Source organism: Levilactobacillus huananensis, assembly GCF_003946145.1.
In the GTDB taxonomy this organism is placed as follows: Bacteria; Bacillota; Bacilli; order Lactobacillales; family Lactobacillaceae; genus Levilactobacillus; species Levilactobacillus huananensis.
Window position 1 is genome coordinate 1 of the sequence record NZ_RHOC01000013.1, and the last position, 21,630, is coordinate 21,630.

Annotated in this window: 21 protein-coding genes; 11 read left to right on the forward strand and 10 right to left on the reverse strand. The window is 48.4% G+C overall.

Annotated features, from left to right (window positions below; all coding sequences use genetic code 11):
• Positions 1-382: 382 nt before the first annotated feature.
• The 3 genes from EKM71_RS09300 to EKM71_RS09310 all read right to left on the reverse strand — a co-directional run bounded on the left by EKM71_RS09300 (position 383) and on the right by EKM71_RS09310 (position 3,182).
• A complete protein-coding gene (locus EKM71_RS09300) occupies positions 383-1,189 on the reverse strand; it encodes a YibE/F family protein (RefSeq protein ID WP_125574341.1) in 807 nt (268 codons plus the stop codon).
• Complete coding sequence (locus EKM71_RS09305) at positions 1,186-2,304, reverse strand: YibE/F family protein (RefSeq protein ID WP_164504775.1); 1,119 nt, start codon at positions 2,302-2,304, stop codon at positions 1,186-1,188. Before EKM71_RS09305 ends, EKM71_RS09300 begins: the two co-directional genes overlap by 4 nt.
• Before the next feature lie 452 nt (positions 2,305-2,756).
• The gene (locus EKM71_RS09310) at positions 2,757-3,182 is read right to left on the reverse strand and encodes a universal stress protein (protein WP_125574342.1); all 426 of its coding nucleotides are present in this window, start codon (positions 3,180-3,182) and stop codon (positions 2,757-2,759) included.
• A 214-nt stretch (positions 3,183-3,396) separates the two neighbouring features.
• On the opposite strand from EKM71_RS09310, the gene EKM71_RS09315 reads away from it, so the two are divergent.
• The 3 genes from EKM71_RS09315 (at position 3,397) to EKM71_RS09325 (ending at position 7,196) form a co-directional block, all read left to right on the forward strand.
• Positions 3,397-4,281, forward strand: a complete 885-nt coding sequence (locus tag EKM71_RS09315) for a hypothetical protein (RefSeq protein WP_125574343.1) — start codon at positions 3,397-3,399, stop codon at positions 4,279-4,281.
• Between the two features lie 307 nt (positions 4,282-4,588).
• Positions 4,589-5,092, forward strand: a complete 504-nt coding sequence (locus EKM71_RS09320; RefSeq protein WP_125574344.1) for a MarR family transcriptional regulator — start codon at positions 4,589-4,591, stop codon at positions 5,090-5,092.
• 148 nt (positions 5,093-5,240) lie between these two features.
• Positions 5,241-7,196 (forward strand): M13 family metallopeptidase, encoded by a 1,956-nt coding sequence (locus EKM71_RS09325; protein WP_125574345.1) that lies wholly within the window; start codon positions 5,241-5,243, stop codon positions 7,194-7,196.
• 400 nt (positions 7,197-7,596) lie between these two features.
• Here EKM71_RS09325 and galE read toward each other — a convergent pair whose 3' ends face one another.
• From galE to EKM71_RS09340, 3 genes are all read right to left on the reverse strand, one after another.
• Complete coding sequence (galE, locus tag EKM71_RS09330; RefSeq protein WP_125574346.1) at positions 7,597-8,598, reverse strand: UDP-glucose 4-epimerase GalE; 1,002 nt, start codon at positions 8,596-8,598, stop codon at positions 7,597-7,599.
• A gap of 311 nt (positions 8,599-8,909) precedes the next feature.
• Entirely contained in the window at positions 8,910-10,640 is a 1,731-nt protein-coding gene (locus EKM71_RS09335) for a phospho-sugar mutase (RefSeq protein WP_125574347.1), read from the reverse strand.
• Between the two features lie 438 nt (positions 10,641-11,078).
• Positions 11,079-12,797 (reverse strand): phosphoenolpyruvate carboxykinase (ATP), encoded by a 1,719-nt coding sequence (locus EKM71_RS09340; protein ID WP_125574348.1) that lies wholly within the window; start codon positions 12,795-12,797, stop codon positions 11,079-11,081.
• 148 nt (positions 12,798-12,945) lie between these two features.
• Between EKM71_RS09340 and aroE the strand changes: the two genes are divergently transcribed.
• The 3 genes from aroE to EKM71_RS09355 are packed head-to-tail and all read left to right on the forward strand — an operon-like array spanning position 12,946 to position 15,102.
• A complete protein-coding gene (gene aroE / locus EKM71_RS09345) occupies positions 12,946-13,821 on the forward strand; it encodes a shikimate dehydrogenase (protein ID WP_125574349.1) in 876 nt (291 codons plus the stop codon).
• Positions 13,818-14,639, forward strand: coding sequence for an SDR family NAD(P)-dependent oxidoreductase (locus EKM71_RS09350; RefSeq protein ID WP_125574350.1), 822 nt, complete (start codon positions 13,818-13,820; stop codon positions 14,637-14,639). The genes aroE and EKM71_RS09350 overlap by 4 nt, the downstream gene beginning before the upstream one ends.
• 22 nt (positions 14,640-14,661) lie before the next feature.
• A complete protein-coding gene (locus EKM71_RS09355) occupies positions 14,662-15,102 on the forward strand; it encodes an ASCH domain-containing protein (RefSeq protein WP_125574351.1) in 441 nt (146 codons plus the stop codon).
• Between the two features lie 212 nt (positions 15,103-15,314).
• Here the strand turns inward: EKM71_RS09355 and EKM71_RS09360 are convergent, their stop codons facing one another.
• Positions 15,315-16,721 carry an MFS transporter gene (locus EKM71_RS09360; RefSeq protein ID WP_125574352.1) on the reverse strand — a complete coding sequence of 469 codons (1,407 nt, stop codon included), beginning with the start codon at positions 16,719-16,721 and terminating at the stop codon, positions 15,315-15,317.
• 202 nt (positions 16,722-16,923) lie between these two features.
• Here EKM71_RS09360 and EKM71_RS11095 point away from each other — a divergent pair, with 202 nt between their 5' ends.
• The 4 genes from EKM71_RS11095 to EKM71_RS09370 all read left to right on the forward strand — a co-directional run bounded on the left by EKM71_RS11095 (position 16,924) and on the right by EKM71_RS09370 (position 19,180).
• The gene (locus tag EKM71_RS11095) at positions 16,924-17,100 is read left to right on the forward strand and encodes a hypothetical protein (RefSeq protein WP_164478999.1); all 177 of its coding nucleotides are present in this window, start codon (positions 16,924-16,926) and stop codon (positions 17,098-17,100) included.
• Positions 17,101-17,197: 97 nt separating this feature from the next.
• A complete protein-coding gene (locus EKM71_RS11100) occupies positions 17,198-17,359 on the forward strand; it encodes a hypothetical protein (protein ID WP_164504776.1) in 162 nt (53 codons plus the stop codon).
• A gap of 192 nt (positions 17,360-17,551) precedes the next feature.
• Positions 17,552-18,346 (forward strand): type I methionyl aminopeptidase, encoded by a 795-nt coding sequence (gene map, locus EKM71_RS09365; protein WP_125574353.1) that lies wholly within the window; start codon positions 17,552-17,554, stop codon positions 18,344-18,346.
• 114 nt (positions 18,347-18,460) lie between these two features.
• A complete protein-coding gene (locus EKM71_RS09370) occupies positions 18,461-19,180 on the forward strand; it encodes a demethylmenaquinone methyltransferase (RefSeq protein ID WP_125574354.1) in 720 nt (239 codons plus the stop codon).
• Between the two features lie 112 nt (positions 19,181-19,292).
• On the opposite strand, the gene EKM71_RS09375 is transcribed toward EKM71_RS09370, so the two are convergent.
• On the reverse strand, positions 19,293-19,919 hold the full coding sequence (locus EKM71_RS09375) for a DNA-3-methyladenine glycosylase (protein WP_125574355.1): 627 nt from the start codon (positions 19,917-19,919) through the stop codon (positions 19,293-19,295).
• A 51-nt stretch (positions 19,920-19,970) separates the two neighbouring features.
• Here EKM71_RS09375 and EKM71_RS09380 point away from each other — a divergent pair, with 51 nt between their 5' ends.
• Positions 19,971-20,372: a DUF488 domain-containing protein gene (locus EKM71_RS09380; RefSeq protein ID WP_125574356.1), complete on the forward strand. Its 402-nt coding sequence runs from the start codon at positions 19,971-19,973 to the stop codon at positions 20,370-20,372.
• Here the strand turns inward: EKM71_RS09380 and EKM71_RS09385 are convergent.
• Both EKM71_RS09385 and EKM71_RS09390 read right to left on the reverse strand, forming a co-directional pair.
• On the reverse strand, positions 20,317-20,994 hold the full coding sequence (locus EKM71_RS09385) for an HAD family hydrolase (protein WP_125574357.1): 678 nt from the start codon (positions 20,992-20,994) through the stop codon (positions 20,317-20,319). The two genes, EKM71_RS09380 and EKM71_RS09385, sit on opposite strands and share 56 nt — an antisense overlap.
• A gap of 94 nt (positions 20,995-21,088) precedes the next feature.
• Entirely contained in the window at positions 21,089-21,547 is a 459-nt protein-coding gene (locus tag EKM71_RS09390; RefSeq protein WP_125574358.1) for a universal stress protein, read from the reverse strand.
• Positions 21,548-21,630: the final 83 nt, after the last annotated feature.

Genomic DNA, 21,630 nt, shown 5'->3' on the forward strand with positions numbered 1-21,630 from the left:
TAGTTCTAGGCATAATAAAGTCCCCTCAAAGTTAACAGATGAATTATACTTTTTCATCTGTCAACCTTAAGGGGACTATAGCAAACGCCAGTTGCTAAGCCGTGTTCAAGCGAGCAAATTCGACATCGAATTTGCTCGCTTTTTTGTCTGATTAATTTTCAATTCATTCGAATCCCATCACCTACTTGGCGCTGCCTTCTCACTGATATCTTAGCTAAGATTAGTCATGACTTTTTATCTGCCAATCAAGAATAAGCGTGTAATGTCCACCCTTCTTCACCTGCCAGCCCCTAATGGTTCATCAGAAAACATCATTAAAAGGAGACGGCGCCCCTTGTTATCTAGGACACCATCTCCTTAAATAAGCTAAAAAGCACGTTGTCTAGTCAACGTGCTTTTTCTCATTATTCTGTTTAACCGCCATAGCTACCTGGTGGCGCCGTTGGCCGGTCACCGCTCTAGTCATAACCCAGGTCGTAATCGGCACCGTCAGAATGACACTGACCATGGCAAAGAGAATCATCAGGATCTCTGCCACAAAGACCTTATCATTTAAGATCTCACCAAATGAATAGTGGACACCGGTAAACCAGATGAACAGGGCTAAAAAGCCTCCGAAGAAACCAAAAAAAAGGGTATTGAAGGTTGTCCCGATAATTTGCTTACCCACATCAATGCCATCCCGTAGGAGGCTCTTAATAGCCACCTGAGGATGTTGCTCTAGAATCTCACCTAATCCTGCCGCAATTGCCATAGCTGCCTCTGCAATGGCTCCTAGAGTGCTTAGAATTGCCGTCGCGATCGTCACCTGCGTAAAACTAACCCCGACCAGGACGGAAAGTCCCTCAAGGTCCTCGCTATCTTCGGGGCCGAACCCCTGTGCCATGGCCCAGTGTTCAACCGGCACAATCACTAGGATCAACCCGACGAGTACAATGGCCGAGGCAATAAAGGCCACAGTACTCGACAAATCATCCCCACTACTCATGAAGATTGTCAGGGCCAATACCAGCAAACCAACCACTAGCGTCACCGTCAACGCTGGAAATTGGAAGGCTACTAAAACCATCGCCAAAAACAAGAGGCCAAAGTTCAGAATTAAGGCCAGAAAGGATTGAATCCCCGCCTTGCCACCAACTAAAGCCATTAGTAGTAAGAGCACAAGCCCTAGCACACTAATAGTACTCATTGTGTCACCTTCTTTATCATCAATCGACTTGCTAAGAAACTAGCCAGTGGAACGGCTAAGACGATCCCAATCCCACTGATGAGACTCTGCACGACCCCCATCGACATGTTCATCGCAAAAGTGTATCCCCAACTATTGCCATTTCTTAGGTACAAAATCCCCATCGGAAAGGTATCAGCCACGAAGATGAAGAAGAGAACATTGATCAAGGGACCCATAATGGTACTGCCAATCTGACGACCGGATTTGAAAATTTGACGAGCGTCCAGTTCTGGCCGCTCCCGTTTCAGCGCAAACAATGAGGAGATAATATCAGTCGACTCATCCATGACTGCCCCGAGCGATCCCAATAACGTTTCCGCCAAGAACAAGGGGCGAGGAAGCTGCGTGACATATTCCATGGCCTCGTAATGCATCCCCTTCTCATGAGTAAAATGGAAGACTAGTAGCGCAATCAGCAAAGCCAGTATCGTTCCACTGAGCGTCGTGGCTAAGGTGATCACCATCTGACGCGTCCCCCCTAACACCAACCACAACGTTAACGCGGCAAATACGATAGCTAAGCTCCCAAAAATCCAGAGAACCCGTGCCCCTTGCGTCGAGCCATTTAACAGAATTGCCATTAGAAACAAGACCCCATTGAGGGCTACGCTGAGAAAGGCCATGAACCCACTAAACTGCATGATGAGCAGGAGTAATCCCACGACGACCCAGAGCATCAAGACCAGCGGTCCATCCCGTTTCAAGTCTTTCACAGTTCCACTCAAGTTGCCGTGGTGGTGATGCAACGTCACGAAGAGCTGACTTCCCACTCGGTACCGTTGATCCATCGCCTTGGACCGGGAGTACACATTATTCAGGGTAATTGTCTTCCCGGCATACCGGCCGTTTAGAATCTTGCCAGCCAAAAGCTGTTTGGTCTGGATGTCCTGGTTATGAAAATCATCTTCCACTGTTGTTCTCTGTTGTGTCCGGACCTGTGTGACCCTGATGATCGGTTCGTGATACCAACGCGCATTGTGCTGGGTTACCCAGACGAGTAGACCTCCGATGGCGATGACCACCAACCAGGCAACAAGCATCGTTGTCCGACGCTTATGTAAATTTTTCTGCATCTTCCCTGTCCCTTCTCAACTTGCCGTGTTATCATTCTCAATATAACACTCTTTCAGGGTCAGCCTCGGCGTCAATATAAACTTTAATAAAATCACAGCAATCCCTATTCTACCAACCTTACCAGGGTGTTAATCATTGGGGATTATGCTGTAAGCCTTGCATTCCCTGAGAAAAAACAGTACAATAACAGTCGATTGTTATTTTAATTAAGCGAGGGTTCATACAATGAGAAAAGCACATCCAAATGGCGTACAAGGCCGGCGGAAGGTTAACCGTAAAAAGGACCGGAAGCGCCGCGACGACATTTCAAACTTACAACGTTGGTTAAAGGATAAGAAGTAACCAAACGTTTCGACTGAAAAGAGACCGGATTTTTCCGGTCTCTTTTTTTATGCCTAAATTGAAAGGAAGGTCCAGCAATATCTGCCGAACCTTCCCAATCGTAGTCAATTTAATCAACGACTAAAACGCTGGTCTCTGAGTGGTGCACCACGTAACTCGTGGTTGAACCCATGATAGCCCGTCCCAATCCGTGAACTCCCGAACGACCAATCACAGTCAAGTCGGTGTGGAGTTTCTCCGGAAAAGTCTGCGCGATAGATGGTTTAGCAAGCCCCGTCGTGAAGTGCGTTTCCACGGGAATTCCCGCATCCTTAACTTCTTGAACGGCACCATCTAAGAATTTGGCGGCTGCCTTTTTAAAGTGTGTCACAATTTCATTGCCAAATTCCGCGCCATAGTGGGCATATGTCTGATCACTGGCGACGGCCACGATGAACAATTTGGCACCCAGCTTTTGCGCTAACTTAATAGCCTCGTTCAAAGCAGCATGGGCATTCTTACTCCCATCCATTGGTACTAAAATGCGTTCATACATCATAACCCGTCCTTTCCATAGTAAACCATATATGTGGTATCGCTTTCAACAACTTCATCATATCAGGAAAAAGCCCGGTATGGAAGGCTTTTGACCCATTTATCACGAGACTCTTAGAGAGCATAGCAAAATGTTAGCCAATTCTCATTCTCGCTTTTTGTTCGGAATGTGGTAAGATGTATCAAGTAAATTAATTAGAGGGATGGATAACATAATGAAAAAGCTATTGTTGGGCACCCTGGGGTTACTCGCACTAACTCTCGCCGGCTGTTCAAACGACCAACTAACCACCAAAAAGAGTAGCTACCGTCCAACCGCTTTGACCGCTGTTATCAAGGGGACGGCCAAGACTAAGCGCGTCAACTATCAAATCGATAACCAAACTAAGAAGTCTGTTGCAGTTAAGGGCGGGACCTACTTCTTCCAAGTTCCTGCTGCAACGACTAAACAGTCAGTTAAGATCAGTGCAGGAAACACTAAGAAATCTGTTACCGTCTATCCAGTTAAATCTCTGGGCAATTACAAAAAGTTTGCAGCTAAATACAATCAGATGATGATTGCCAGCTACCTGTCAACTAAGACCCAGAAACAGCTTCAGCAGGCACAGAAGAATCAAGCCGCCACCAAGAAAAAGTTGACTGATTTGGCCCAAACTGACCCTGCCGCAGCAGCTGTTGCTGTTCAGCAACAACAAGCTGCAGCAAAAAAGATGCAGGCCAAGATGGTCACGGCCAAACGTCAGGCCAAGGATGACCTCTTGCCAACTACGACCAAAGATGGTCTTAAAAACCTGGTTGATACCAAGTACACCACGGTTCGGGCCAATGTTCAGGATGGTAAGTTGATGGGCTTAGCTCTGATAACACCTATTAAGCAAATGAAGGAAAAGACCGGCCAAAAGAAGTTCGGAACAACCTTTGCTTTGTTGGGAACGACCCTGGACACTGAACCTAAGACGGTGATGAAAAAGTTCAAGAAGGTTCTGAAGGACGCTAAGAAGAATAGTTCCTCCACAACGACCAAGACCATCACTTCTAAGGGCATCAAGTTCAACACCGGTTTCTCAACCGATACTCTCTACATCTACATGACAAAATAAAGGGCTAAATCGAGTCCACGAAGTCAACAGGCTTCGCGGACTTTTTGTTTACAATAACAAGATTTCGCCTAAGAAGCTGGATCCACACATTCCCGCCAACACTCGCCTTCACCCTCTCACCCGGGGTCGAAGTGCAAATTGAGATTACAAACTGAATAGGCCAAACTATTCGTGTCTAAGCGCAATCATTTTTATCCCACTCATTGAGGCGGCATAATAACGGTATGCTGATGTAGTGAAGTTGCGTGGCTATTTTGTCACGCAAGGATTGTTATGCCAGCACCAGTGTTTTCAAGGGGGGAGTATCATGCAAAACGAAGAAAGGGTATTCGAAGCATTCCTGCGGCAGTATCGCGAGATTTTCCGAGTGATGATTAACGCGGCTGAACAAATCACCGGCCAATACTCGGTTAGTTTCGAACAGTATCTGTTGTTGAAACAAATCCATGAACAACGAAACATCACTTTAAGTGAATTGGCGGACGCCACTCACACCACGCGTTCGGCAGCAGCTCGAAAGTTACGGGCTCTTTTGCTCGACGGATTCGTTGAACAAGAGGCCAAGATGGATGATCGTCGGGTCAAGTACCTTCGCCTGACCACTAAAGGCGTTACGGTTGAACACGACATCCGTCAAGCCTTCCTACAAAGTGCGCGGACTTGGGAAGAAATTCCAGCAAACATGAAGCCCGCGAACATCAACGATTTCTTCACGCAGTATCAACAGAATATCGCGATTTGGGATCGAACCCGGCCAAAGTTCCGGCGTCCGGTACTCCGTGCAAAGCGCAAAGCTTTAGGTGGCGAGTAGCCCAAATAACAGGGTCAAGACGCTTCGTCTTGACCCTGTTATTATGGCCTTTGATTGGTTTTATTAAATTATGATGATAAAAAAGTTTCCTTTTAAAGGCAAATGGGTTAACCTGTGTCTAACGACTAATTTTAAGGAGGATTTTTGTATGCGATTTAATCATTTCTCAGCACAACCTTCTACCAACGGTACAACCGCCGGTGACATCAATTCAGCGCTCTTAAAACAAGACCTTTACGAAGCGGTCAATGGTAAATGGGCTGAAACAGCCACTATTCCTGGTGACCACGCCTCGACCGGTGGCTTCATGGATCTGGTTGACGGCATCGAAAAGACTTTAATGAGCGACTTTGCTGATCTCTTAGCTGGTAAGCTAAAGCCTGCCAATCCAGAAATGACCGAGTTCAAAAAGCTCTACGCTATGACAAGTGATACCCAAAAAAGAGAAGCTACGGGAACGGCACCTTTGAAACCCTGGTTGGCCAAAATTGAAGCCCTTCAAAACTGGGCCGATCTCAGTGACCACTTGGCCGAGTGGTATCAAAAGGGACTCCCAACGCCGATCACGATGACGGTAGAGCCCGATATGAAAGATACCAGCCGTTATGCCCTATTCGTGGACGCCCCTGATCTCTTCCTACCTGACAAAACTTATTATGAACCGGGCAACGCCGCAGCTAAACAACTCCTACCAATCTTCACGCAGACGGCTGTGAAACTACTTGAGCTGAATGGTTATTCGGCTGACAGGGCTGCAACCATCGTCGAACAAGCCAAGGCTTTTGATGCTCAAATTGCACCTCACGTAAAGTCTTCCGAAGAAGCGGCCGACTACGTGAAGATGTACAATCCTCGCACACTCAGCGACGTGGATGCCCAGGTCAGCCAATTAGACTTGACGGCTGCCTTCACTCAGGTCTTACATGACACGCCGACTGAAGTTATTCTGCCACAGCCTGCCTTCTTCGACGCTGCTAATGACATCTTGACTCCTGCCAACTTTGAAAATCTGAAGAGTTGGATGCTAGTCGGCGCCATCTTCGATGCCACCGGCGTTTTGACCGAAGAATATCGGCAGGTCGGGGGCACGTACAGTCGCGCCCTCTCTGGTAAAAAGGAGGCCCGTTCACCGGAAAAAGCCGCCTTTTACTTGGCAACTGGAAGCTTCTCCCAAGTTGTTGGGGATTATTACGGTCGGAAATACTTCGGTGAAACTGCCAAGGCCGACGTGCGTAACATGGTCCTAAAAATGACGCATGTTTACCAACAGCGGCTTAAGACCAACGACTGGTTAAGTGCCGCGACCCGTGAGAAAGCGATCGTTAAATTACAAAAGTTAACCATCAAGGTTGGTTACCCCGACCAGATTGACCCACTCTACTCGCAATTCCACGTTGACACCACCGAATCATTATTCGATAACATTCAACACTTCGGTGAATTGGCTCTGGCTGACGAATTCGGTCACTGGGGTCACCCGGTTGATCGTGACCGTTGGGAAATGAGTGCCAACACCGTCAACGCCTACTACTCCCCAACTAACAACGAAATTGTCTTCCCAGCGGCTATCCTGCAGAAGCCATTCTACAGTTTGGACCAGTCCAGCAGCGCCAATTATGGTGGGATTGGGGCCGTCATTGCCCACGAAATCTCACATGCCTTTGACAATAATGGGGCTCAATTCGATGAATTTGGGAATCTCAATAACTGGTGGACGGATGCCGACCTGTCTCACTTCCAAGACCTGGCACAAGCCATGATCAAAGAATTTGATGGCATTGAATTTGCTGGTCAAAAGGTCAATGGAAAGCTAACCGTTTCTGAAAATATCGCCGATGGTGGGGGCCTAAGCTGTGCGCTAGAGGCCGCTAAATCTGCTGACGATGTCGACCTGCGTGCCTTCTTCATCAACTGGGCTAACGTTTGGCGGATGAAGGCCACGACCGAATACATGCAACTCTTGCTATCGATTGACGTGCACGCCCCGGCTAAGCTTCGGGCCAACGTCCAAGTCAAGAACCTCGATGACTTCTTCACGACCTTTAACGTGCAACCTGGAGATGCCATGTACTTGGCACCAGCAGACCGCGTTAAGATCTGGTAACTTAAGTTTGTCATCATTAAAAACGTTGTGCTAGCAACTTAAGCTGGCACAACTTTTTTTTCGTCCAATTGATTGGATTCACTTGCCGATCAGCGCTGATCCATGTCCGCACCGTTCCTTAGTAACGGTTGGAAATAACTTAATCTGTCCCGAAAACCAACATTCTCGGTGAAGATCAGGTTAGCCGTCGTCATCAACACCCATTAATCTGATTTCACAATTGTCTTTCTCACGACCTCCCTATCGAATGAGAAACGATTCTCCAAGCTTGTTCACTTTCCTATTGGTGCGAAGCCATTTCGATTATCTCGTATATGTACACTAAAAAAGGATCCATTAGCAGTACTAGCCAATGAATCCTGAAACTATTCTTAATTAATAAGGTTCCCCGCTGTCGCGCTTATACCTCTTGGAAATCGGCATACCCGGCCGGATGCTTTTGCTTCCAGTTCCACGCGGTTCGAATAATATCATCCACATTGTCAAATTGTGGCTGCCAGTTCAGCACCTCACGAGCCTTGTCACTAGCCGCAATTAAGGTGCTGGGATCACCGGCCCGTCGCGGCGCCATGTTGGCGGGAATCGCCTTGCCAGTCACGCGACGCGCGGCTTCCAATATTTCAAGATTAGAGAAACCGGTTGACGAACCAAGGTTAAAGGCATCGCTGACATTGTGGTCTTGGAGGTAGGTCAACGCTAAAATATGGGCATCCACCAAATCAACCACGTGAACGTAGTCTCTAACATTCGTCCCATCCTTTGTCGGATAGTCATCCCCAAAGATAGCCAGTTCCTGTCGTTCTCCGGCAGCCACCTGGAGGATAATCGGGATCAAGTGGGTTTCAGGATGATGGTCTTCTCCGATACTACCATCTTCCTTGGCACCAGCCACGTTAAAGTATCGCAACGCAATAAACTTAATTCCGTATGCGTCGTCCGCCCAGTGCATGATTTTTTCCATCATGAGCTTACTTTCACCATACGGGTTCGTCGGAATTTGAGGATCGGTCTCTCGAATGGGAATCTGTCGGGGTTCACCATACGTAGCCGCCGTTGAGGAGAATACAATTCGTTTCACATGATGTTGCTTCATCACTTCTAGCAGTGTCACCATACCGGACGTGTTGTTATCAAAATACTTCAGTGGGGCCTGCATCGACTCTGGCACGATTGAAAATGCCGCAAAGTGAATGACCCCTTCAATCTTTTCACGATCGAAAACGTCATTTAGAAAACTCTTGTCACGAACGTCCCCTTCATAGAATCGGGCCTTGGAATTGACCGCCGCGCGATGACCGGTGACTAGGTTATCAACTACTGACACATCATAACCACGTTGAATCAATCGATCAACGGCATGGGAACCGATATAGCCCGCGCCACCTAAGACTAAAACTGTCATGGGTAAACTCCTCCTCAAATTGACTGTGATGTGTTTATTTTCCATCATTTTACCGAACTTGACCAGTCCTAATTGTGAAACAACCCAAATGTAACCCTTTTTTAACCCCTGTCTTCTTAAGATTACCATTCGCCCGTCTAAATCCAAACTCAAAGCCCCGCAAAGACGTCAGTCTGATCGGGTGCCAAACGCACCCATCTGAAGACCCTGGGGCACGCCGTTTATTGTCTGATTTTCCCACGAATCGGCCTGAAATGTTTGGCATACAAAAATTCTGGGTATTTAATCCCAGACTCTTAAAATATTTGGTTCTAAATTGATGCCACGTATTTTTTCACAGCCGCTTCAAAAGTAGCCAACTTCTGGTGGGCAGCCTCATCAGTCTTGGCGTTGGTTCCCACATAGAATTTCACCTTAGGTTCAGTCCCAGAAGGCCGGATACAAATCCAAGTCCCATCGGTCAACCAATACTTCAGAACATTAGCTTGTGGCAACTCAATAACGCTCGTCTCACCCGTGGCTGACGTCTTGACACCGGTTGAAAAGTCCTCGGTCTCCGTAATGGCGACATTGGCAAAGTCATGAGGGGCATTTTCTCTAAATTCGGTCATGAGATGAGCCATTTCTTGGGCACCGTTGACGCCAGGAAATTCCTGAGCAATCGTCTTTTCAGCATAGTAACCATAAGTTGCATAGAGCTCTTCAATGCCATCGTACAACGTCATGCCACGTTGCTTGTAGTCGGCTGCAACTTCGGCCAACAAGACTGTCGACTGAATGGCATCCTTGTCCCGGACAAATGGTTTGATCAAATAGCCGTAACTCTCTTCGAAACCAAAGAGGAAGGTATGGTCGTGTTGTGTTTCGTACTGATGGATCTGTTCGGCAATAAACTTAAACCCGGTCAGAACGTTCTTCATTTCAATGCCATAGGCCGTTGCAATCTTGGTTGCCAGTTCCGTCGACACGATGGACTTCACAACGCGACCATCTGTTGGCAACTGACCGGCTTCCTTGCGGGCTTTCAAAATGTAGGCCAACAAGATCGAGGCAATCTGATTTCCAGTCAAAAGTTGGTACTCTCCACTCGGTTGACGAACAGCAGCACCTAGACGATCGGCATCGGGATCGGTGGCAACTAAGAGGTCAGCCCCCTCCTTCTTTCCCAAAGCAATTGCCATATCAAAAGCTTGCGCAAATTCTGGATTGGGGAATGGAACCGTTGGAAATTCAGGATCGGCAATGGCCTGTTCTGGCACCATCGTAAAGTTTTCAAAACCAGCTGCCCGTAACGCGCGTTCGCCAATGACCTTTCCCGTTCCATGTAGTGGCGTATAAATCAGCTTCATCGTCTTCCCAACTTTTTGAATCAGGTCGTCATTGATCGTGACGCTGGCCACATTGGCGAGATAAGATTGGTCGACATCCTCACCAATAATCCGGAGCAACTTCCGCTGTCTTAGGTCTCGTTCATCGGCCACAGGAATGGTGAAGATGTCAGTGGCGGAGCGAACAAATTCGGTAATCTTATCCGAATCAACCGGTGGCATCTGGCCACCATCTGGTCCATAAATCTTGAAGCCGTTGTATTGCTTCGGATTATGACTGGCCGTAATCATGATTCCCATTGCCGTCTGTAAATGCCGCACAGCAAAAGACAGTTCCGGTGTTGGCCGCATGTCATCAAAGACAAAGCTAGGAATCTGGTGAGCTCCCAGGACATGAGCGGCCTCATGAGCGAACTCACTGGAGTGGTACCGGGAGTCAAAGCTAATGGCAACCCCGCGTTGTTTCGTCGCTTCATCCAGCGTATCGAGATAGCGTGCAACCCCTTCGGTCGCCTGCCGAACCGTGTAGACGTTCATTTGACCGATACCAGGTCCCATGACACCACGCATCCCGGCAGTACCAAAGCTCATGGGACCGCTAAAAGCGACCTCTAAAGCTTCGTCATTCCCAGCCATGGCCATTAATTCGTCATGGATATAAGGAATCATTGTGGGTTGTTCTTGCCAATCTTGATAATTCGTTTGCCAACTCATGAGTATCTCTCCTTAATAATTATACTTTCTAACGACTAACGCCATAGGTTTATTGGATGCCTCGGACCGGTAACACCACTCGTAGCGTGGTCTCTGCTTTGGTCCAACCTATTGACGCTTCCCCTGTTAATCTTGGCGTTCACTAAAATGATACCCCGTTTGTGCTTTCTAAACCAGTGTAGCTCATACATTTTTCCTTATACAACGGCTTCATTTCGGGTTCCTCTTCTACATTAACCGTGATATAATCCGCTTTCATTGTACCTTATTTTAAAACCCTAGATTATTTTATTTTTACTAAAATAGCCTGGTCTGCGATCGTCGGCCCTAAAAAAAGTATCGTTCAGTCCCCAAAAATGAGACTCAAACGACACTTCATCATCAAAATAGGTCATTAAATTGTTTTGACTGCTAGGGAAAAATGAGATTCCCTGACGTTTAAATAGCCAATAAAACTGCCAAGAGTTCTCGGGCCGACTCGTTCAATTTATCTTGTGACTTATCGTTGCCCAGGTGCGTGTAGATCTCACCCACGTAAACGCCATCGGCAAATAAACGATCGAAGACGGCATCAATGATTGGTTGAGTGGCGGCCTGTTCTTGAACAGGGCCAAAGGGATTGGCGAAGAATGTCGTGCTCATTCCCACTTCATCGGTCGTCCCTAACGCCTTACGCTTGCCGGCCACAAAGGTTGCCTTAGCCGTTTGCTGGTCGTCGAAACGATGAATACCCACAGCATCGTCGTAGTTATTGGCGTAAACCCACATGTCAATATGATGGTGTGCCACGACACGTGGCCAAGTATTGGCTGGGATGATAACCCGAGCATTCTTCTGTTCGGGATTCATGTAAATCCCTCGGTCCATGTTATTGAAGGCAACCTCGCTGCTGAGGTCATCCAAACGGACAAATGCCCCGGTCTCAGTTCCCTGCGCGTAGAGATCCTGCCCATTTAACGTGAAACTCCCCATGTCATCGAAGATGGTCTCCATGCTGACGATCTGATCGTCAGCCACTTCTTGGAGTGCCTCGATGGACTCGGACTTACCAGCACCGGAGTCTCCGAAGAAGACCACCGTCTTGGTCTGCCCATTAGCGAAGGTAATCTTCATCATAGATCCATGGATTGGCAGGCGCTTCTGCGCAATCATATGCAAGTTGTGTAACGTTAAGCACATCTTTTTCATGTATCCAAAATAGGTCGTTTGATCGTTATAAGGCACTTGACCAACATAAATATCGTTAGTCGAATCATAAAAGTAATGTCCATTTTCAGGATCAGTATCACTCGCTACACCTGGCGTTCCAAATAACAGAACCAGGTCTGGTTTATGGGCGGCAACCTCGGTACTGTCCGCTAACTGAAAGAGGTTCGCCAATGCCAGGCCGGAAGCCAAATAGTCGCGGTGAAAATACAGATAGGCCAGACTCTCTCCAATCTTTGCTGGGTAACAGAACCAGTCGTCCTCGGTTCCGGTAAAGTTCACCAACGGATTGACCTTAGTAGCGGTAAAAGTCCCTTTTCGCTTATTACTCTTGGTATGTAACATCATTGGTGGCCGCAACATCAAGCGACTGATGAACCGAATATCCTTCAGGACCTCATAACCATGAGGCATGGTCCATGCTAATCGTCGTAACAACACGCAGGCACTCGACCCAGCACTCACTTGACGATAAACATGGTTAGGATGACCTTGCAGTTTTTCTTCAATCGTCCGGTATAATCGAATAACCAGATCATTAAACCGCTGGTCAATTGTCATAAATTCACTGGTGACCACGTCATTACGCGTGACAGTCATCGTTGCCACGCGTAGATATGTCCGGTAGTACGAGTAGAGATCTTCAATGCTGGCCAGAATTTCGGCTGGCTTGAAGCGATCAAATGCGTCCACCCGGTCAGTCAGAACGGCCTTGATCGTCGCAAGATACACGTCTGGCGTAACCAAATCGAAGGTTGTTTGGGGATCCGCAGCATCCGGCGTCCGATCGCGTTGTTCCTCTAAGAACAACTTTACGAAGCCAGCCAATTCGGGACTATTCACCAGGTCGAAAATACTGGTAACGAAGTGTTCATTATAATTCAATACAGCCACATTGCGGTCCGGGTTCGCATAAAATGACGGTAAGTTCAATGATTCGGGTGTTTGCATAAGCTTTCTCCTTTCAAGACTCTCCTTAATCGTCATTTTAGCCTACTTTACCAGTCGAGGGAAGTGACTTCTTGCAACTTTGGTGGCAATCCAGTCGCCTGAGGCTTACGATAAAGATGGAACTTGTTTCGAAAGGAAGTCTTTTGTCGTGAAAATTGATGGACATACAGCCTTAGTGGGCCTCATCGCTCACCCGGCCGGTCACTCACAATCTCCGACCATGCACAATCTTGCTTTTGAGGCGGACCACATTAACGCCCGCTTTCTAGCCTTTGATGTCGCCCCTGAACACCTCGAGTCTGCCATCGATGCCATTCGCGCTTTCAACATGTTAGGTGCCAGCGTTTCAATGCCCTTCAAGCAGGCTGTGATTCCCCTGCTCGATGACCTTGACCCCGCGGCCAAAATGATCGGCGCCGTGAATACCATCGTCAATCACGACGGTCACCTCACCGGCTATACAACCGATGGTATCGGCTTCGTCAACGCCTTGAAAGATGAAGGCGTCTCACTCAAGAACCAGACCATGACCCTCGCCGGAGTTGGTGGTGCGGGCACACCCATCGCGATCCAAGCCGCACTAGCCGGTCTAAAGACTCTTAATATCTTTAATATTAATGACAGTGCCGTGGCGAACGCCAAGCGGATCGTCACCGAAATCAATGAGCAAACCGACTGTCACGCGACATTCACCCTATTAGAACACCAGGATCGGTTTCAAGATGCCCTCACACAGAGCAATCTGTACGTCGATGCAACTGGCCTGGGGATGGGCAAACTCGCAGACCAGTCCCTCGTGACAGATCCCACTTGGTTTCACACCAAAATGACGGTCTTCGATACCGTCTACGCGCCGAGTGAAACCAAACTCATGCGAGTCGCCAAACAGGCCAACGTGGCTCACATCTTAAATGGACAAGGCATGTTACTGAATCAGGGAGCCGCAGCATTTAAGCTGTGGACCGGCCAAAAGATGCCCGTTGAGCACGTACGAAAACACTTATTTAAGGAGGATCATGAATGACAACAGAATGGTTAGGATTACGCGATAAAGTTTGTGTCGTTACGGGTGCGGTCGGCGGCATGGGCACCAAGATCTGTGCCGCTCTTGCCGAGCAAGGGGCCAAAGTCGTCGTGTTGGACCGTGAAGATGGCCCTACCACGACATTCGCTCAACAATTGACCCATGACTATGACGTTCAAACCTTGGCCGTCAGCTGTGATGTCACCAATGAGTCCAGCGTTAAGTCAGCCGTCGCCCAGGTTCAATCAACCTTTAATTGCGTTGATGTGGTGATCAACACCGCCGGCATTTTGAAGTTCGATCCCCTTGAGGATCTGGACTATGCCACCTGGAAACAGGTCTTGGATGTCAATTTAAATGGCTACTACCTTATCACCCACGAATTTGGAAAAAACATGATCGCCCAGAAGCATGGGACCTTCGTTCATATCTCAACGGTAGCCAGCGACATTCCCGAAACCTACAGTGGTGCGTACAGCACCAGCAAGGCCGGGGTCAACATGCTGTCAAAACAGGTCGCAGCTGAATGGGGGATGTTCGGTATTCGGAGTAACGTTCTTGAACCTTGTTTGGTCAAGACACCGATGTCCGCAGCCTTTTACGCAGACCCTGAAGTCGAAGACGGTCGGAAGAAATTGACCGCCAGCAAGCGGATTGGGACAACCGATGATATTGCCAATGCCATTCTATTCCTAGCTAGTGACCGGTCAAGTTACGTCAATGCCACCAGCCTCGCCATCGACGGCGGCTTCAGCGTTATGATGCAAAACCAGATCCCTAAACCAGGCGGCCGTCGTGGCTTCGCCGAAACTCACTAATCTCTTTTAGGAGGAACACCTTATGACAATTGATGAATTCTGGCAGGATTTCAAGTCCCGCCACCCAGAAGTCACAACTGACCACTATGATGCCTACCCTTTTGGCTATACTGAAGCGACTGAACTCGCTCATCTTGTGGCAATTGGCCAAAAAACAGCCACAACATCCGCTCTAGGTCTCTATGAACCAGATGAAGCGCGACCCTTCGTGGGCGAATATAACATTATTCTAGATGGCCATGATCACCCAGTCTGTGTCACACAAACTAAAGTGGTCGAGACAATGCCTTTCGACCAGGTCACAGCCGAACACGCTTATCATGAGGGTGAAGGTGATCGGACACTAGCCTATTGGCGTCGTGTTCACCGTGAAGTTTTTACCCAAGAGTACCAAAACGAATCCGATGTCCCATTTAGCGACCAGATTCCCTGCCTCTGCGAAGTCTTTGAACGCGTCGATTAGGTGACTTGACCTAGTCAAAAATGAGTGTCAGTGGCCAAGACAGGCTCGTGACTTATCTGATACCGGACACGCTAACCTCTTTCAATTTTAAGGCGACCTTTACTAAACAAATCAACTTTTTCTTGAGACAGTATCACAAAAAAGTGCCCCTTCTGAAGTGAAAAATCCACTCAGAGGGGGCACTGTCTCAATTGTTTTTCGAAAATTTCAAATTATTTAGCCGAAGCTCGACCATCACGCAACATGACCGCGAAGATCCAACCAACAATAGCAACCCCCAGGAAGGTCAGGAACACAGCCCGATATCCGGCGAGAGTCGCCGTGGCACTGCCCACCTTGGCATGATTGCTGGTAACCATCGCTAGAACCAACGTGGCAACGGCAACCCCAGTCGACCCTAAAATTTGCCGTACCGTGGTAATCACGGCTGTCCCATGGGAGATCAGGTTATCTGGTAACGAGTTCGCTCCCAAGGTGACCGCGGGCATCATGACAAAGGCGTTACCGCCTTCAATTAAGGCCGCCGTCAGCACCATCGCCAGCAATGACTGGCGACCACCGACTAGGCTCAACCAAAGCCAACCGATGACAATCATACTCATTCCTGTTAACATCGTGGCTTTAAAGCCGATCCGATCGGCCAACTTCCCCGTCAATGGGTTCAGTAAGCTCAGGACGATAGCCCCTGGTACCAGCGCCATCCCCGAGGCAAATGGTGACAACCCCAATACCTCTTGATAATACAGAGGAAAGATAATCGTCACCACGATCAAGGCAATATAGGAGGCCCCCGTTAATAGGACAGCTAAGTCAAAATTAAACGTCTTGAGCACCCGCAAATCCAGAAGTGGTGTCTCGACGTGAAATTGACGCCAAACGAAGAACGTCACTGCCAAGACACTGGCGATCAACAACCCCAACATGAGTCCCCAGTTAGCGTTGACCTTGCCAATTTGATTGACAACATAGAGAATGCCAATGAACCCAATACTACTCAACACGGACCAGTAATCCAAATGCGACGTGGCCTGTGGCATAACGTCTTTGATCGTTTTGAGGGCGATCACGAAGACCACGGTGATAACGACCATGAAGACCACGAAGAGCCCTTGCCAGGTGGTGTAACGCAACACAATTCCTGAAATTATCGGACCCACGGCTAATGCCGATCCCATGACGAGTCCGGCCATCCCCATCACCGCGCCACGCTGGTCTTCCGGTGTAATGCGCAACATGACCGTTTGATACGAGGGAAACATGATTCCCACAGCCATGGCTTCCATCACCCGGCCAAGCATCATTAGGCCAAAGCTGGGCGCCAGATAGATAATAAAGGTCCCAATATCGAATAAAGCCAAAACACTCACAAACATGACCGGAAAACGAACGTTATTGAGCATCCACGGACTGATCGGCATCATAACCACCATCACCAGCATGAATCCCGTCGTTAGCCACTGAATCGTTGATGCTGGTACGTTAAAGTACCGCATCAATGTCGGATAGGCCGTCGATAAGGACGATTGGCTAATCGACATGGTAAAGGTCCCGGCTAGCAACGTCCAAATGAATGCTAGGTGATTATATGGCTTTCCCTGTAAATCAACTGACTTCTCCATTCACTCACTCCCACTTCTCCACTTTAGAAACATTATCAACTGATATCCATCGTAGTCCTTTTCTCATTCTCTGTAAACCAACGCGTCCTATGGTCGGTCTACGCAATCAAGTTACTTATGAAGTAAACTTTGGTACAATGAATGTAATTGGTGTTTGCAAACCTGCGAGCACAACCATGATACGATAAAGAGAGGGTAAAGTATGGACTTAGTAGCCTATTTACATGACGAAATTAATTTTTTAACCGAACAAATGAATCGCGCTAAAGACGAAAAAGACAACGCCATGAACTTTCTTTGTGACGCTCGGATAACTGAAGCTAAGCGAATACTGACCCAAATTGATAACGGGACAATTGACCGGTTAACCGCCGAATAACGACGACTGCCATCAGAGAGCACCTCACAAACGAGTTTGGGACAGTCGTCTCAAGCTCGTTTCTGCCGTCAGCCGATTTGAAAGGATCTGCTCGTGGATGAAGACGATCATCAATGAATTGATATTTTTAAGTCTCTTCAGCCTACTGACCTGGTTGGTCTACTGCTTGGTGACGGACTTCCGGGTCACCCTACACGGCCTCTTAGACCTAGTCGCAGCCCGTTTGATTAAAACCCACTTCTTTGATAAGCAAAAGTAACAGCTGGCCTAAAGCTTCCCAGCAGCGATTGCATCAAAGACTTGGTTCGCCTAAATAACAAATTAGGTGTAAATTAGTATTGTATGAAAATGTCTGGTTCCAGGTCGCTAACTGACACTTACGGACTTATTCGCACGTCAGCGGCTACTTGATTTCAGCGAAATCAGACGAAATTTTTGAGGAGGTAACACGTTGATAACCATTAAATCAGCACGTGAAATTGAAAAAATGGCGGAGTCCGGAGCCGTTTTAGCCGGTGTCCACAAGGGATTACGTGACATCATTAAACCCGGGATTTCCAGCTGGGAAATCGAACGGTTTGCCAACAAGTATATTGAAGAACACGGTGCCACCCCTTCCGAAAAGGGATTTGAAGGTTACAAGTATGCCACCTGTGTCAGTGTCAACGACGAAGTGGCCCACGCCATTCCTCGTAAGGAGCTCTTACTCAAGGAAGGCGACATTGTCGCAGTTGACATGACCGTCAACCTGGATGGCTTTGAGAGTGACTCCTGCTGGACCTACGCGGTTGGCAAGATCAGTCCGGAAGCCCAACACCTGATGGATGTGACCAAGAAGTCTCTGTACCTGGGGATTGATCAAGCTATCGTTGGTAACCGGATCGGTGATATTGGTCACGCTATCCAAGCCTACACGGAAGGTCAAGAACACATGGGAGATGTCCGTGAGTTAATCGGCCACGGGATTCAACCAACGATGCATGAACAACCGAATGTTCCCAACTACGGTGAAGCCGGTAAGGGACTACGGTTACGGGCCGGAATGACCATCACCATCGAACCCATGATCAACCTGGGAACTTGGGAGATTGCCACTCGTCAAACTGCTGATAAGTCTTGGGATTACTACGTGACAGCCGATGGATCTCTGTCCGCACAATACGAACACACTCTGGTTATCACTGATGATGGTCCTAAGATCCTAACCTCACAAGGCGACGAGATCGACAAGAAGTACCAACTCTAATTCTAAAATCTAATCAAGCTTTCAATTTAGAGTGAGGATCAGTTTTGATTCTCACTCTTTTGTTTTACACTGAAGGTAATAAAAAGGCGTCATTCAGTCAGGAGGTAACAACAATTGACCTTAACCAATCAAACCTCGGAGGATACTATCCAAACAATCTTCGACCATATCGCCCCACAGTATGACCAGATGAATGGTCTCATTAGTCTGGGGACTCATCGCATCTGGCGAAAACGTGTCATGGACCTGATGACCGTTCAACCCGGAGACTTTGCTCTCGACCTTTGCTGCGGCACGGGTGACTGGACGTTAACCCTCGCCCAAGCAGTCGGCCCCCGTGGCCAAGTGGTGGGCTTAGATTTCAGTTCGGTCATGCTTCAAGAAGCCACGCACAAGGTGCGATCAGCTGGTTTGCAAGACCGCATCACCTTGCGTCAGGGCGATGCCATGCATCTGCCCTACCCAGACAATAGTTTCAACGTCGTCACAATTGGTTTCGGCCTGCGAAACGTCCCCGATGCCAATCAGGTTCTCGGCGAGATGGCCCGAGTGGTCAAACCCGGCGGCCAAGTGGTCTGCCTCGAAACCTCACAACCTAACAACCGGTTGGTCCATGCCGGCTGGCAGCTCTACTTTGGTCACATGGTTCCCATGATGGGGCGCCTGGTTCATCATTACCAGGCCTACAATTACCTCCAAAGTTCAACGCATCGCTTCGTCTCCGTGACTGAGTTGGTGGCGATGTTTGAAGCGGCAGGACTAACGCAAGTCCACTATGAGCGCTTCAATTTGGGGGCTGCGGCGGTCCACTTTGGAACGAAACCGTATCAGTAATCAGCAAGCTAAGTAAAATAGGCTTGAATCTCTATTATCCCTTACGAAAGAGGATGCTAAAGATTCGAGCCTATTTTAAGTATTTCCCCATCAATCTTGTATTCATCCCGACTTATTTCCACCCGTGTCCTTCGCGATCCCAGTCACGCTTTCGACTACCGGAGACAAAGGGATTACCGGCCACAGTAAAGCGCAACGGCCGGTCCTGCCAACTTCCCGCAGACACACCTATCCGCGATGTTGCCGCTATTTCACGCGGAATACGTGTCGCAGTTGGCGTAATCGTCAAATTCTGAGCACCTAACATTGTACGGTTCAAGCCCTTGGACTGAATGCCCAGGGCCGCCATCAACTTCCCTGGCCCATTCGTAACTTCTGGCACCGGTTTATCGCGGTTCTGTTGCATCAAGTTGAGGCCCTCATGTGGTTCAATACCACGAATCAGGATTCCCTGTGGTGTCCCTTCGGCCTGGGTCGCCACATCAAACATGTAATAGCCTCGTAGTGTGTAAATATAGATGGTTCCTGGCACATCGTACAGGGCCGCATTGGCCGCAGTATGTCGCCCGTTAAAAGCGTGGGCCGCGGTGTCTTGTTCCCCGAGATAGGCCTCAGCTTCGACAATCCACCCACTCATAGTTCCACCTGATGTTTGATAAACCAGTTCGTGCCCTAACAAGTCCTGAGCAATCTGGGATGTTGGTCGTCCCGTAAAGAAATTCGCTAATGCATCTGACATCATTTGCCTCCCATTTGCTATGTTAGAATAAAGCCATGGAGATGATTCCTTATGGCAATTAAGTGTGAAAGAATTTATACAAAACCCGCTGATCTCAACGGTTACCGCGTCTTAGTCGACCGGCTTTGGCCACGTGGTATCTCAAAAGTGACTGCACAATTGGCGTCATGGGAAAAGGAAATGGGCCCCACTACCGACTTACGCAAGTGGTTCAACCATGACCCAGAGAAGTTCCCAGAATTCAAAAAACGCTACCTGGCCGAAATTGAAGCCAACGAAGCATTACCAGCTTTCTTGAATCTGATCACCGAGCAGCTCTCCGAGCAAGATATCATCTTATTATACGGTGCTAAGGATGAAGAACATAATCAGGCCATCATTTTAAAAGAATTTCTCCTTAAGCATCTGGCAGATCGCGTACCTGCCGAACGACTGACAGACTCAGGTCATTAGTCCGAGTCACCATGATGGTCGCACCAGCTAAAGGAACGGGGTTGATACCGATCACCCGACAACCAGCCGCAACGGCCGACTGTACCCCAGTTACGGTATCCTCGAACGCCACGCACGCTCTGGGATCGCAACCAATCAATTTTGCCGCAGCTAGATAGACATCCGGAGCGGGCTTACTGGCCTTGAGTTGCCGAGCGTCCACGATATGTGGAAAATACCCCCGCAGTCCCAGGTGATCAATCTCACTGGCCGCATTGGTCGATGCTGAGGCCACGGCTAGTGGATAACCAGCTTGCGTCAATTTCTGCAGAAAATCCGGAATGCCGGGTAAACAGTTTGCCGGAGTCAGAACGGTCACATACTGCTTGTACAGTGCATCTTCATGGTTCGTGATCATTTGTCTCTGTCTCACATTAAAGTCCCTCTGACGGCTTACAGAGGCCAGTATGGCCTCCAATGAGTCTTCTCGACTCATTCCTGGTAATTTGGCAGCTAATTCGGCCGTCCAGGGAATCCCCAATTCGGTGGCAATTGCCTGCCATGATCGCAGGTGATACTGCCACGAGTCGGCTAAAACCCCGTGGAGATCGAATAAGCATCCTGGTCGTTGTTGTGTTGGCATGTGCTTTCTCCTCCTTCGAGCCTTTTTCTGACTTTATTATAACTGATCCTAAAATGGTTCACTGCCTCATTTAGGGCAGTGAACCATGATTTGTTTATCGAATAACAATAACCGAGACGTCGGACTTCTTTGCCAGACGCAACCCAATGGCACCAGGACGGCCGTGGCTGGCAAAGTCAACATCGGCCCCTGAAACGATCAGATCAGGTTCGAACTCTGGAACAATCTTTTGAAGAATAACGTCATCGACGTCGCCACCCTCACCCACAATGGCACGAACATCTTCGACGCCAAAGGCTCTGGCTCTATTTGCGTAGTCTTGCACAATGGCTTTCAAGTGATCGCGCTTTTGGTTGAGTTTGTCGGGCATCAAGGACTCATAGATACTGATATCATTGTTCTCGAGTACGGAGGCAATCCCCAGATGAGCCTGATAGTCCCGGGCCATCGTTAACGCGAACCGGAAAGCCCGGCTCGTCGACGGCCGGTCGTCCTCGTCAATCGTGATTAATATCCGCCGGAAAAATAGTGGATTATTACTTTCGTCTGCCATAAAACCCCTCCTGCAATGATTGGTGACACGAGCCTATTGTATCATATCTGATGGGAAAGAAGCCGTTTGCCCCATAACATTTT